This is a genomic window from Lentzea alba, assembly GCF_011067745.1.
In the GTDB taxonomy this organism is placed as follows: domain Bacteria; phylum Actinomycetota; class Actinomycetes; order Mycobacteriales; family Pseudonocardiaceae; genus Lentzea; species Lentzea alba.
In genome coordinates this window covers 694,260-707,361 of sequence record NZ_JAAMPJ010000001.1, presented here as the reverse complement: position 1 = coordinate 707,361, position 13,102 = coordinate 694,260, and the positions used below count along the sequence as shown (strand labels likewise).

Below are 13,102 nucleotides of genomic sequence, written 5' to 3'. Positions count from 1 at the left end.
GATTCCCCCGGCGGAGTGAACGCCGGCCGGGAGAACCGGAAGGAACACAGTGACCAAGTTGCTGGCTTCGGGGGGCGAGTTCGTCGCTCCCGGTGTGAAGGACTTCTTCCTCCCGCCGATCTTCGGCTCGGTCACGAAGCCGATGGTCCTGCTGGTGCTGTCGATCGTGATCATCGGAGCCTTCTTCATCGCGGCCACCCGCAACATGAAGCTGATCCCCGGCAAGTTCCAGTTCGCCGCCGAGTCGGTTTACGACTTCGGGCGCAACAACATCGCCCGGGAGCAGATCGGTGCGAAGGACTTCAAGCCCTTCATCCCGCTGATCCTCACGATCTTCACGTTCGTCCTGGTGAACAACCTGTTCGGGCTCATCCCGGTCATCCAGTTCCCGACGATGTCGCACATCGGCTTCCCGCTCGCCGTTTCGTTGCTCGTCGTTTACCCGGTGTACCACTTCGTCGGGTTCAAGCGGCACGGCTTCGTGGGCTACTTGAAGCACCAGACGATTCCGCCGGGCGCGCCGTGGTTCGTGCTCCCGCTGCTGATTCCGATCGAGTTCTTCCAGAAGTTCATCCTGAACCCGCTCACGCTGGCGATCCGAGTTTTCGCGGCCATGTTCGCGGGTCACCTCCTGCTGCTGGTGTTCACCCTGGCCGGTGAGTTCCTGCTGCTCAATGGCGGACTGACCGTCATCGTGGCGCCGGTGTCCTTCGCCTTCGCCATCGCGCTGACCTTCCTGGAGGCACTGATCATGTGCCTGCAGGCCTACATCTTCGCGCTGCTGTCTGCCAGCTACATCGGCATGGCGCTGGCAGAAGAGCACTGAGAAACAGCACAAAGCCTCCGATCCGCGAACTCTCGCGGACCGAGTTGGAAAGGGAACAGCAACAGTGAGCGCTCTCCAGATCGCCCAGGACGCCGTCAACATCAACCCGGGTCTTGCGGCCATCGGTTACGGCCTCGCCGCCATCGGCCCCGGCATCGGCGTCGGTCTGATCTTCTCCTCGGTCATCAGCGGCACCGCCCGCCAGCCCGAGGCCCGCGGCGTCCTGCTCAGCCTCGCGTGGACCACCTTCGCCATCGTCGAGGTTCTCGCGCTGATCGGCTTCGTCGTTTACTTCATCGCCACCGCCGGCACCGGCGCCTGACCTAACCCTTCAACGCGTTAGGAGACGTCGTGTTCCACGCCTTGATCATGGCCGCGGAGGACCCCTCCAAGGTCAACCCGGTCGTTCCGCACCCCGCGGAGATCATCCTCGGCCTGGTCGCGTTCCTGCTCCTGCTCTTCGTCGTCAAGAAGTTCGTGTCGCCGCGATTCGAGGCGCTGTACGCGGAGCGGACGGCCAAGATCGAGGGTGGCATCGAGAAGGCGGAGCAGGCCCAGGCCGAGGCTCAGCGCACGCTCGAGCAGTACAAGGAGCAGCTGGCCGAGGCTCGGGCCGAGGCCGCGCGCATCCGCGATGACGCGCGGGCCGAGGGCCTGCAGATCATCGAGGAGCTGCGCGAGCAGGCGCAGGCCGAGTCCGCCCGCATCGTCGCGCAGGGCCAGCACCAGCTGGACGCGCAGCGCGCCCAGATCGTCGCCGAGCTGCGTGCCGACCTCGGTCGCACCGCCGTCGAACTGGCGAGCAAGGTCGTGGGCGAGTCCCTCGAGGACGAGGCCCGTCGCCGCGGCACCGTCGACCGCTTCCTCAACGAGCTGGACGCCGTCGCGGCGCCGGCGAGCAAGTAGAGGCTGCCGATGACGTTGCATGCCGCTAGTCGTGAAGCTCTGGCAGCCGCGGAACTGCGGCTGCTGGAGCTGGCCGACGCCACCACGTCGACGGACGAGCTCGCCAAGCTGGGCGAGGAGCTCTTCGCCGTGCTGGGTCTGGTGATCGAGCAGCCTTCGCTGCGCCGCGCGCTCGCCGACGCCTCGTCGGAGCCCGCCGGTCGCGAGCATCTCGTCCGCGGTCTGTTCGAGGGCAAGGTGAGCGACGCGACGCTGCAGGTGCTGGTCGCCGTCGTGACCGCGCGCTGGTCCAGCCCGCGTGAGCTCGTCGACGGCATCGAGTCGCTCGCCCGCACCACGTTGCTGGTGCGTGCCGAGCGCGACGGCCAGCTCGACTCGGTGGAGGACGAGCTGTTCCGGCTCGGCCGCATCGTGGCGGGTACGCACGACCTCGAGCGCTTGCTGGGTGACCCCGCCGGTGCTGTCGACGGCAAGGTCGCGCTGGTCGACACCCTCATCGAGGGAAAGGTCAGCCCGGTCACCAAGACGCTGGTGGACCAGCTGGTCCGCCACCCGCGCGGTCTCCGCGTCGCGAACGGTCTCGGCGAACTCGCCGACCTGGCGGCCAAGCGCCGTCAGCGTTCCGTCGCGCACGTCCGGTCCGCGGTGGCGCTGACCGCGGAGCAGGTCGACCGCTTGACCGCGACGCTGACCACGATCTACTCGCGCCCGATCGCCCTGCACGTCGAGGTGGACGCCTCGCTCGCGGGTGGTCTCCAGATCAAGATCGGCGACGAGATCATCGACGGAAGCATCGCCGGCCGGTTGGCGGCACTGCGCCGCAATCTCGCCAGCTAGCCCCCGAGCCCTTTCCCAAGAACGAAGAAGTGAGAGCAGGAACGACATGGCGGAGCTGACGATCTCGTCGGACGAGATCCGCAGTGCGATCGAGAAGTACGTCTCGAGCTACTCCCCGGAGGTCAGCCGGGAAGAGGTCGGTACCGTCTCCGAGACCTACGACGGCATCGCCATCGTCGAGGGCCTTCCGGGCACGATGACCAACGAGCTGCTCGAGTTCCCCGGTGGCGTCCTCGGCGTCGCCCTGAACCTCGAGGTCCGCAACATCGGTGCGGTCATCCTCGGTGACTTCGACAAGATCGAAGAGGGCCAGGAGGTCCGCCGGACGGGCAAGGTCCTGTCCGTGCCGGTCGGCGACGGCTTCCTCGGTCGCGTCGTCAACCCGCTGGGTCAGCCGATCGACGGTCTCGGCGACGTCGTCGCGGACGACACCCGCGCCCTGGAGCTGCAGGCCGCGTCCGTGCTGCAGCGTCAGCCGGTGTCCGAGCCGATGCAGACCGGCATCAAGGCCATCGACGCGATGACCCCGATCGGTCGCGGTCAGCGTCAGCTGATCATCGGTGACCGCAAGACCGGCAAGACCGCGGTCTGCATCGACACGATCATCAACCAGAAGAAGGCCTGGGAGTCGGGCGACCCGAAGCAGCAGGTCCGCTGCGTCTACGTCGCCATCGGCCAGAAGGGCTCCACCATCGCGGGCGTCAAGACCGCGCTGGAGGAGGCGGGCGCACTCGAGTACACGACGATCGTCGCCGCCCCCGCTTCTGACTCGGCCGGCTTCAAGTGGCTGGCGCCGTACACCGGCTCCGCCATCGGCCAGCACTGGATGTACCAGGGCAAGCACGTCCTGATCATCTTCGACGACCTGACCAAGCAGGCCGAGGCGTACCGCGCGATCTCGCTGCTGCTGCGCCGCCCGCCGGGCCGCGAGGCCTACCCCGGCGACGTCTTCTACTTGCACTCGCGTCTCCTCGAGCGTTGCGCGAAGCTGTCGGACGACCTCGGCGGCGGTTCGATGACGGGTCTGCCGATCATCGAGACCAAGGCGAACGACGTGTCGGCGTACATCCCGACCAACGTCATCTCGATCACCGACGGTCAGTGCTTCCTCGAGTCCGACCTGTTCAACGCCGGTGTCCGCCCGGCCGTCAACGTGGGTATCTCCGTCTCCCGCGTCGGTGGCGCCGCGCAGATCAAGGCGATGAAGGACGTCGCGGGTTCGCTGCGTCTCGACCTGTCGCAGTTCCGCGAGCTGGAGGCCTTCTCCGCGTTCGCGTCCGACCTCGACGCCGCGTCGCGCGCCCAGCTGGACCGCGGTGCCCGTCTGGTCGAGCTGCTCAAGCAGGGCCAGTACTCGCCGGTCCCCGTCGAGGAACAGGTCGTCGAGATCTTCGCCGCGACCAAGGGCCACCTGGACGACGTGCCCGTCGCCGACATCCGCCGCTTCGTCGCGGACTTCAAGGACTCGCTCCGTCGCAACCACGCTGACCTGCTCGGCAGCATCGTGGAGACGAAGAAGTTCCCCGAGGACGCCCAGAAGCGCGTTGTCGCCGCCGTGACCGAGTTCAAGAAGCAGTTCACCGCTTCGGACGGCACGACGATCGTCAACGAGGCCCCCGAGAAGGCGCTCGACGCCGACAAGGTCGGCCAGGAGTCGGTGAAGGTCCACAAGCCCGAGCCCACCAAGAAGTGATCTGAGCCATGGGCGCACAGATTCGGGAGCTTCGCCAACGGATCCGAACGGTCAACTCGACCAAGAAGATCACGAAGGCCTACGAGCTCATCGCCACGTCTCGCCTCGCCAAGGCGCAGACCAGGGTCGCGGCCTCGCGTCCCTACGCGGACGAGATCACTAACGTGCTCTCCGCGTTGGCCGAGGCCTCGGCGAACCTCGACCACCCGCTGCTGACGGAACGTCCGAACCCGAAGCGCGCCGCTGTCCTCGTCGTGACCAGCGACAAGGGCATGTGCGGTGGTTACAACGCCAACGTCCTCAAGGCCGCAGAGCAGCTGATCCAGCTGCTCAAGTCCGAGGGCAAGGAGCCGGTGCTGTACGTGACCGGCCGCAAGGCGATCGGGTACTACACGTTCCGCCGTCGTGAGGTCACCGCCTCGTGGAGCGGGTTCTCGCAGACCCCGCACTACGTCAACGCCGTCGAGGCGGGCGACGCGCTGGTGGAGGCGTTCCTGGAGGGCACGGAGGACGGTGCGCAGGGCGTGGACGAGATCCACGTCGTGTACACGGAGTTCAAGTCCATGCTGAGCCAGACGCCGACCGCCAGGCGGATCGCGCCGATGGAGGTCGAGTACACCGGCGAGACCCCCAAGGGTCCCCGCGCGGTGTACGACTTCGAGCCCAGCGCCGAGGCGCTGCTCGGTGCGATGCTGCCCAAGTACGTGAAGACTCGCCTGTTCTCCGCCATGCTGGAGGCGGCGGCTTCGGAGTCGGCGGCTCGTCGTACGGCCATGAAGGCCGCGACGGACAACGCGACGGAGCTGGTCCGGAACCTCAGCCGGGCGGCGAACTCGGCCCGTCAGGCCCAGATCACCCAGGAGATCAGCGAGATCGTCGGTGGCGCCTCCGCGCTTACCGGTGGCGCAGGAAGTGATGAGTGACATGAGTGCTACTGCCACCACCACCCGCACCGGCCGTGTGGTCCGGGTGATTGGTGCGGTCGTCGACGTGGAGTTCCCGCGCGACGCCGTGCCGGAGCTGTTCAACGCTTGCCACACGGAGATCACCTTCGAGGCGGTCGCCAAGACGCTGACCCTCGAGGTCGCGCAGCACCTCGGCGACAACCTGGTCCGCTGCATCTCGATGCAGCCGACCGACGGCCTCGTCCGCGGTGCCACCGTGACCGACTCCGGTGCCGCGATCTCGGTGCCGGTCGGCGACGTCGTCAAGGGCCACGTCTTCAACGCCCTCGGTGACTGCCTCGACTCGCCCGGCCTCGGCCGCGACGGCGAGCAGTGGGGCATCCACCGCAAGGCGCCCGCCTTCGACCAGCTCGAGGGCAAGACCGAGATCCTCGAGACCGGCATCAAGGTCATCGACCTGCTCACCCCGTACGTCAAGGGCGGCAAGATCGGCCTGTTCGGCGGCGCGGGCGTCGGCAAGACCGTGCTCATCCAGGAGATGATCACGCGTATTGCCCGTGAGTTCTCCGGTACGTCGGTGTTCGCCGGCGTCGGTGAGCGCACCCGTGAGGGCACGGACCTGTTGTTGGAGATGGAAGAGATGGGTGTTCTCGGGGACACCGCTCTCGTCTTCGGTCAGATGGACGAGCCGCCCGGCACGCGTATGCGCGTCGCGCTGTCCGCTCTCACGATGGCGGAGTACTTCCGCGACGTGCAGAACCAGGACGTGCTGCTCTTCATCGACAACATCTTCCGCTTCACCCAGGCGGGCTCCGAGGTGTCGACCCTGCTGGGCCGCATGCCTTCCGCCGTGGGTTACCAGCCGACGCTGGCCGACGAGATGGGTGAGCTCCAGGAGCGCATCACCTCGACGCGCGGTAAGTCGATCACCTCGCTGCAGGCCATCTACGTGCCCGCGGACGACTACACCGACCCCGCCCCGGCGACCACCTTCGCCCACCTGGACGCGACGACGGAGCTTTCCCGTCCGATCTCCCAGAAGGGCATCTACCCGGCTGTCGACCCGCTGTCGTCGTCGTCTCGAATCCTCGAGCCGTCGATCGTCGGCGAGGAGCACTACCGGGTTGCCCAGGAGGTGAAGCGGATCCTGCAGAAGTACAAGGAGCTGCAGGACATCATCGCGATCCTCGGTATGGACGAGCTCTCCGAGGAGGACAAGGTCCTCGTCGGTCGTGCGCGTCGTCTCGAGCGCTTCCTCGGCCAGAACTTCATCGTGGCCGAGAAGTTCACGGGTCAGCCCGGGTCGTTCGTGCCGATCAAGGACACGATCGAGGCGTTCGACCGCGTGTGCAAGGGCGAGTTCGACCACTTCCCGGAGCAGGCGTTCTTCTCCTGCGGCGGGTTGGACGACGTCGAGGCCAACGCCAAGAAGCTGGCCGGCAACTGAGGCTGGGTTCTACGCGTAGCTGAGTTTTCGAAGGGCCGTTTCTCCATTGTGGAGGGACGGCCCTTCGGGCGTTTGTGGGGTGGGTGGTCGCCTTGCGAGGGCTGATCGCTACCCAGCCGATTGTCACCCAGCAGGGCATGCGCTCTTGCCATCCCAGCGCGGCCGTGCCCTGTACGGCTCGCTTCGCATCGCCTTGGGTTTCCATTGGCTGGAAATCGACCTCCCCCTCGCGTGGCCCTCGCCGCAGGATGCTCGGCATCACCTGGCCGTCCTCAGCGAGGAGGAGAAGCGCGTGAACAAATGGGTGTTGCCGCTGTGTTGGGCCGCCGTCCTGCTCGACGGATTTGACCTCGTTGTGCTCGGCACGGTGATTCCGGTGCTGTTGCAGGAAAAGCTGCTCACCACGGCTAGTGCGAGCGCGGTGTCCACGGCTGGGCTGGTCGGGATGATGCTGGGGGCGCTGATCATCGGGACCATCACCGATGTCATCGGGCGGCGCAAGGTGATGATTTACGCGGTGGCCGGGTTCTCCGTGTTCACGTTGGCCTGTGCGTTCGCGCAGGACGCGACTACGTTCGGGGTGCTCAGGTTCCTTGCCGGGCTTGGGCTTGGTGGGTGTTTGCCCACGGCCATCGCGTTGGTGAACGAGGCGCGGCCTCAGCGGGGTGGGCGGGCCACCACGCTCATCATGACCGGGTATCACGTGGGGGCCGTCATCACGGCGTTGCTCGGGATCGTGCTCATTCCGGAGCTCGGGTGGCAGGCGTTGTTCGTGGCGGGTGCATTGCCCGCGTTGGTGTTGGTTCCGTTGATGGTCAAGTACTTGCCCGAGACGGTGGTGCGCAAGGCTCCCGCTCGGGAGGCCGTTGGGTCGCTGTTCAAGCCTGGGCTGCGGAAGGCCACTGTGGCCTTTTGGGTGGCTTCGTTCATGGGGCTGTTGCTCGTATACGGGCTCAACACCTGGTTGCCGCAGATCATGCGCAGTGCTGGGTATGAGCTCGGGACGGCGTTGGCGCTGTTGCTCACGCTCAACATCGGTGCCGTTGTCGGTCTTTTGATCGCCGGCACCGTTGCTGACCGGGTTGGGGTCAGGCCCGCGGCCATCGGGTGGTTCGCGGGTGCGGTGTTGTTCTTGGCTTTGTTGAGCATCAAGTTGCCGGGGCAGACGATTTACGTGGCCGTGCTGCTGGCCGGGTTCTTCGTGTTCAGTGCGCAGGTGCTGGTGTACGCGTATGCCGGGCGGGTTTACGAGGAGAACCGGGCCACGGGGATCGGATGGGCCGCCGGTGTGGGGCGGTTGGGCGCTATCAGCGGGCCGTTGCTCGGTGGGGCGTTGCTCACTGCTGGGTTGGCGCATCCGTGGGGGTTCTACGCGTTTGCCGTGGTGGCGGCGCTTGGGGCGGTGGCGATTGCTGTAGTGGGGCTGCGGTCTAAAACGGTCGTGTCGCACTCTTAGTAATGGCACAGTCGGGTTATGGCCCGACATGCGCCTTATGACGATCCTGGGACGCCTGACCTCCGATCGCCCTGGCGGTACCTGTGGTGGCTGGTGCTGATGCAGCGCTGGCGGGTGCTTGCCGGGGCGTGGTGGGGGTCGCTGTGGATGTGCGGGCTGATCGTGCCGCCCTATCTCATCGCTCGGGCCATTGAGGACGGACTTCGGCACGGCGATCGCGTGGCGCTCGTGTGGTGGAGTGTTTCGCTGGTCGTGGTGGCGGGGTTGCTGGCGCTTGCCGGGGTCGCGCGGCACCGCACGATGACGTTGGTGCGGACCGATGCCTCGCTCCGGACGGCGCAGGTGGTGGTTCGGCTCGTCACTCGGCTTGGTGGGGTGGTGCGGCGGAAGCTGTCCACTGGGGAGTTGACGTACCTGCAGAACGGGGACACCGCTCGGATCGCGCACGCGTTGACGAGTACTGGGCCCGGGGTGGGGGCGGTGATCGCCTATGCGGTCACCGCGGTGTTGCTCGTGCGGATTTCGCCGTTGGTCGCGGTGGTCGTGTTGTTGGGCGTGCCGGTGCTGGCGGTGGTGACCGGGCCGGTGTTGCACCGGTTGCACGCGGTGGAAGGCCGTTATCGGAGCAGCCAGGGGGAGTTGAGCTCGCGGGCCGGGGACATCGTGGCCGGGTTGAAGGTGTTGTCCGGGATCGGGGGCAAGCCGGCGTTCGAGGAGCGCTTCCGGGGGATGTCCCGCGAGGTGCTGAAGGACGGCTATCGGGTTTCCGCCTGGTTGAGCTGGGTGCAGGCGTTGACGTGGGGGCTGCCCGCGCTGTTTCTCGCGGTGGTCACGTGGATCGTGGCGCGGCTGGCGGTGAGCGGTGCCGTCTCGATCGAGGAGATGGTGGCGGTCTACCTGTACGTCACGACGTTGATCGTGCCGGTCAGCTTCTTCATGGAGGGCGCGGACGCGATTCCGCGGGCGTTGGTGTCGGCGCGGCGGGTGGTGGAGTTGCTGAGGTTGCGGCCTGACGTCGACGACAGCGACGCCGAGCCGCTGGAGGTGAAGAACGGTGCGTTGACGGTGGTGGTCTCGGCGAACGCGGCGCTGGCGCGGGAGAGCGTGGAACGGTTGCCCGGGCAGGTCGTGGTGGCGGACAACGACGACTACCTGTTCGCCGGGTCGGTGCGGGAGGCGGTGTCCGTGGCCGAGCACGGCGACGAAGCGCTGGAGCAGGCGCTGTGGGCGGCCAACGCGGTGGACGTCGTGGAGGCGTTGCCGGACGGGCTCGATTCTCACCTGGAATCCCAGGGGCGCAACGTTTCCGGCGGGCAGCGGCAACGGCTCAGGCTGGTCAGGGCGTTGCTCAGTGAACCGGACGTGCTCGTGCTGGTCGAGCCGACTTCGGCGCTCGATGCCGTGACAGAGGCCGCGGTCGCACGGCGGGTCAAGGAGGCGAGGGCCGGGCGCACCACGGTGGTCGTGTCGTCGTCGCCGTTGTGGGTGGGGCAGGCCGATCAGACGGTGTACCTGGAGGAGGGCCGATGACCCGGCTGCCGATCGCGGACCGGCGCGAGGTGCGGCGGGCGGCCGTGCGCCTGCTGCGGGTCGAACGGACGGCGCTCGCGGTGGTGCTCGTGCTCACCGTGCTGACGGCGTTGTCCGCGCTCGTCGGACCCTACCTGCTCGGCAAGATCGTGGGCGGGGTCGAACGGCAGGACCTGGATCTGTCCACTGTGGACATGATTGCGCTGGGAGTGCTCGGCGCGGCGGTAGTGCACCTGTTGTTGGTGCGCTACAGCTCTTTGCTGGCGGCACGTCTCGGCGAACGGTTGCTGGCCTCGTTGCGCGAGGAGGCCGTGACGCGCTCGTTGGCGTTGCCGGCACGGGTTGTGGATCGGCTGAGCACGGGCGATCTGCTCACGCGCGTGACGAGTGACGTCGGCACGGTGGGCCTGGCGTTGCGGGACAGCGTGCCCGAGGTGCTCACGGGAGTTGTGCACATCGTCGTGGTGTTCGTGGCGATGTTCCTGCTGGACCCGGTGCTGGGCCTGGTCGCGTTGGTCGGGTCGCCGTTCATCGTGTGGGTGCTGCGGTGGTACCTGGCTCGTGCGCGCGATGCCTATCTCACCGAGAGCGAGGCCAACGGCGACGTGGCGGAGATCTCCGCGGCGGTCGGCGAAGGAAGCCGGACGATCGAGACGTACGGGCTGCGGGACCGGATGGTGGCCACCGCGGACAACACCATCGCGCGTTCGTATCGGGCGCGCCTGAGGACGTTGCGGCTGCGCAACGTGCTGTTTCCGGTCACCAGCTTCGTGAACACCATCCCGACCGCGTTGGTGCTGCTGGCCGGCGGCCTGTTCTACGCGGCTGACGGCGTCGGCATCGAAGTCGTCGTCACGGGCGCGCTGTGGGTCTGGCGGATCGTCGAACCGATGGACCGCATCCTGTTCTGGGTCGAGTTCCTGCAGCGCGGCGGAGCGTCGTTCGCGCGCGTCGAGGGGATCGCGGCGAACGTCGAACCCGCGCCGGCGGTCGGTGAACCCGACGGCGACCGCATCGAGGTGCGCGGCGCTCGCTACTCCTATGTGGACGGACACGAGGTTCTGCACGGTGTCGACCTGGTTGTGCAGCAGGGTGAACGGCTGGCGATCGTCGGCGTCTCCGGCGCGGGCAAGTCGACGCTGGGCAGGCTGATCGCGGGCGTCGACCGGCCCGCGGAGGGGACCGTGCTCGTGGGCGGGGTGCCGGTCGCGGACCTCGCGGCGGCGGGCGAGCAACGGATCGTGCTGGTGACGCAAGAACATCACGTGTTCATCGGCACGCTGCGGGAGAACCTGGCGATGGCCGCCCCGGACGCTCCGGACGAACGGCTCCTCGAAGCGCTGCGAACCGTTGACGCACGGTGGTTCGACGAGCTGCCGGAAGGGCTGGACACCACTCTCGGCGCGGGCGGCGTGGAGCTGGATCCCGCGCAGGCACAACAACTCGCGCTCGCACGGGTGGAGGTCGCCGATCCGCACACGTTGGTGCTGGACGAGGCGACGTCCTCCCTCGATCCGGCCACGGCCCGGCATGCCGAGCGCGCGATCGCGGCCGTGCGCGAGAAACGCACGGTGATCGCGATCGCGCACCGGCTGCAGACCGCGCGTGACGCCGACCGGATCGCGGTCGTCGACGCCGGCCGTGTCGTCGAACTGGGCTCACACGACGATCTGGTCGCCCTGGACGGCACGTACGCCGCGCTCTGGCGCTCCTGGCACGGCGGTTAGCCCAGCGGAACGACCTCTGGCGTGTCCCCGCGCCGCACGGTCACCGCAGTCGTGCCGGCCGGTGCCAGCCACACGTCCGGACGCTCCTGTGGTCCGAGGAGCGTGCCGAACTCGGCGACCAGCGTGCCCTGGCCGTCCGGCAGCACGAGCCGCACGGGCAGGGAAGCGCCCTTCACCGCGGGGCCGCCGAGGACGGCCGCGCTGAACACACCGTTCGCGTCGTAGAGAACGCCGTAGAGCTGGCCGTACGACTCGAAGACCCGCACGAAGCGCAGATCCGGGGTCCACGCGCAGGCCGCCCAGTTGGCGCTCGAGTCGTCGCCGATCTGGTAGTCGAGCAATCCGCGTTCCTGGAGATCCCGCTCAGCCGACTCCGACTTCGGGTTCAGCGCCGGCCGTTTCTCGTCGGTGCACCGCTGACCGCTCCAGCCGAGTCCGGGATGCGGCGTGAACGCCTGCCCGAAGGTGAAGCCCGTGCGGGCCCTGTTCTGCAGCGGCTGCCTGGTGAAGTCGTCGGGCGCGGGTGCGGTGGTGGATCGCAGGATCACCGGCCGTTCGGACGCCTGGGCGGTCACCACGGCCACGCCGTCGGGATCGTCCGCCTGCCGCCAGTCACGCCGCAGCCGGTTGTCGGGCCCTCGCACCGGGTTCACCGACCAGAACACCCGTTGCCCGAGGCTCAGCACCACGTAGGTCGAGCTGTGGGCCCCGAGGCGGTACAGGCCGGTCTCTTGGTCCCTGGACCGGGTGTGGACCACCTCGCGGCCCTCCACCGCTCCTGCGGCGACGAGGCCGACCAGCGTCTGCGGCTCGTTCGAGTTGCGCACCCGCACGGCCTGGGCGACGAGTGCCGCCTGGCCGTCGACGGTGTTCGCCGCCCAGAACACGTTCGGCGTGCCTGAGACCTCGGTCACGTCCTGGCCGCTCATCCACGATTCGTTCCGGGCGTTTTTCCAGGCGACCAGCGTGCGTGCGATGAAGTCCTCGTCGCCCGCCAGGTCACCGCTCGTCGCCGCGGTCAGCCGCGGATCGCCCGTGTCGGGCTCGCTGGTGGACGAGCGGGTCAGCACCACCCCCGTCGTCACGCCTGCCAGCAGTGCCACCGCCGCGGTCAGCGCCAGCAGCTTGCGCGTGTGTCGTCGCCGTCCTCCGGCCATCACGTCCCCCACGAATCCCGGCCGCACGTCCAGGTCTGCCGTCGCGGCCTCCATCGCCTGCTTCAGTTCCACGTCAACACCTGCTCACCCATCAGTTCCCGCATGCGGGCGAGGCCGCGCGAGGTCTGGCTCTTCACCGTGCCGATGCCGCAGCCGAGCGTGCGGGCGGTGTCGGCCTCGCTGAGATCCTCGAAGAACCGCAGCACCAGCACGGCGCGCATCTTCGTCGGCAGCTGCGCCAACGCGCGCACCACGCTGTCCGCGTCCACCACTTGCTGTTCGTGGCCTCTCTGGGCTGGTGCCGCGCCTTGCTCGAGCGGCGCTTCCGGCTTGCGGGAACGCCGCCGCCAGCGGTTCGCGGCCGCGTTGGCCAGCGCGGTGCGCGCGTACGCCTCCGGAGAGGTCCTGATCCGGCGCCACTTGCCGTACATGCCCATCAGGACGTCCTGCAGAATGTCCTCAGCGGCGCCTCTGTCGCCGCCGCACAGCAGGTAGGCGGTGCGCAACAGTGCCTGTGAGCGCAGCGCCACGAAGTCCTCGAAGTCCTGCATGTCCCCCTCCGGCTGTCGTCGAACCTACTGACACCGGGCGGGGCGGCGAGGTTGTCGGGCGACCGTT

The 13,102-nt window shown here is 67.9% G+C and carries 12 protein-coding genes; 10 read left to right on the top strand and 2 right to left on the bottom strand.

Features of this window, described 5'->3' with window-relative positions:
* The first annotated feature begins 49 nt into the window (after window positions 1-49).
* The 10 genes from atpB to G7043_RS03375 all read left to right on the top strand — a co-directional run bounded on the left by atpB (window position 50) and on the right by G7043_RS03375 (window position 11,327).
* Window positions 50-826 carry a F0F1 ATP synthase subunit A gene (gene atpB / locus G7043_RS03420; RefSeq protein WP_166043731.1) on the top strand — a complete coding sequence of 259 codons (777 nt, stop codon included), beginning with the start codon at window positions 50-52 and terminating at the stop codon, window positions 824-826.
* 64 nt (window positions 827-890) lie between these two features.
* Window positions 891-1,148 carry an ATP F0F1 synthase subunit C gene (locus G7043_RS48010; RefSeq protein ID WP_166043729.1) on the top strand — a complete coding sequence of 86 codons (258 nt, stop codon included), beginning with the start codon at window positions 891-893 and terminating at the stop codon, window positions 1,146-1,148.
* 47 nt (window positions 1,149-1,195) lie between these two features.
* Window positions 1,196-1,732: a F0F1 ATP synthase subunit B gene (locus G7043_RS03410; protein ID WP_207310732.1), complete on the top strand. Its 537-nt coding sequence runs from the start codon at window positions 1,196-1,198 to the stop codon at window positions 1,730-1,732.
* 3 nt (window positions 1,733-1,735) lie between these two features.
* Window positions 1,736-2,569, top strand: coding sequence for a F0F1 ATP synthase subunit delta (locus tag G7043_RS03405; RefSeq protein ID WP_207310731.1), 834 nt, complete (start codon window positions 1,736-1,738; stop codon window positions 2,567-2,569).
* Between the two features lie 46 nt (window positions 2,570-2,615).
* On the top strand, window positions 2,616-4,262 hold the full coding sequence (gene atpA / locus G7043_RS03400) for a F0F1 ATP synthase subunit alpha (RefSeq protein ID WP_166043725.1): 1,647 nt from the start codon (window positions 2,616-2,618) through the stop codon (window positions 4,260-4,262).
* An 8-nt stretch (window positions 4,263-4,270) separates the two neighbouring features.
* Window positions 4,271-5,185: a F0F1 ATP synthase subunit gamma gene (locus G7043_RS03395; RefSeq protein ID WP_166043723.1), complete on the top strand. Its 915-nt coding sequence runs from the start codon at window positions 4,271-4,273 to the stop codon at window positions 5,183-5,185.
* Complete coding sequence (atpD, locus tag G7043_RS03390) at window positions 5,178-6,614, top strand: F0F1 ATP synthase subunit beta (RefSeq protein ID WP_207310540.1); 1,437 nt, start codon at window positions 5,178-5,180, stop codon at window positions 6,612-6,614. Before G7043_RS03395 ends, atpD begins: the two co-directional genes overlap by 8 nt.
* 304 nt (window positions 6,615-6,918) lie before the next feature.
* Window positions 6,919-8,070 (top strand): MFS transporter, encoded by a 1,152-nt coding sequence (locus G7043_RS03385; RefSeq protein WP_166044915.1) that lies wholly within the window; start codon window positions 6,919-6,921, stop codon window positions 8,068-8,070.
* An 18-nt stretch (window positions 8,071-8,088) separates the two neighbouring features.
* Window positions 8,089-9,600 (top strand): ABC transporter transmembrane domain-containing protein, encoded by a 1,512-nt coding sequence (locus G7043_RS03380; protein WP_166043722.1) that lies wholly within the window; start codon window positions 8,089-8,091, stop codon window positions 9,598-9,600.
* Window positions 9,597-11,327 (top strand): ABC transporter ATP-binding protein, encoded by a 1,731-nt coding sequence (locus tag G7043_RS03375; RefSeq protein WP_166043720.1) that lies wholly within the window; start codon window positions 9,597-9,599, stop codon window positions 11,325-11,327. The genes G7043_RS03380 and G7043_RS03375 overlap by 4 nt, the downstream gene beginning before the upstream one ends.
* Here the strand turns inward: G7043_RS03375 and G7043_RS03370 are convergent.
* Both G7043_RS03370 and G7043_RS03365 read right to left on the bottom strand, forming a co-directional pair.
* Complete coding sequence (locus tag G7043_RS03370) at window positions 11,324-12,556, bottom strand: hypothetical protein (protein ID WP_166043718.1); 1,233 nt, start codon at window positions 12,554-12,556, stop codon at window positions 11,324-11,326. The genes G7043_RS03375 and G7043_RS03370 overlap by 4 nt on opposite strands.
* A complete protein-coding gene (locus tag G7043_RS03365; RefSeq protein ID WP_166043716.1) occupies window positions 12,547-13,035 on the bottom strand; it encodes a SigE family RNA polymerase sigma factor in 489 nt (162 codons plus the stop codon). Before G7043_RS03365 ends, G7043_RS03370 begins: the two co-directional genes overlap by 10 nt.
* Window positions 13,036-13,102: the final 67 nt, after the last annotated feature.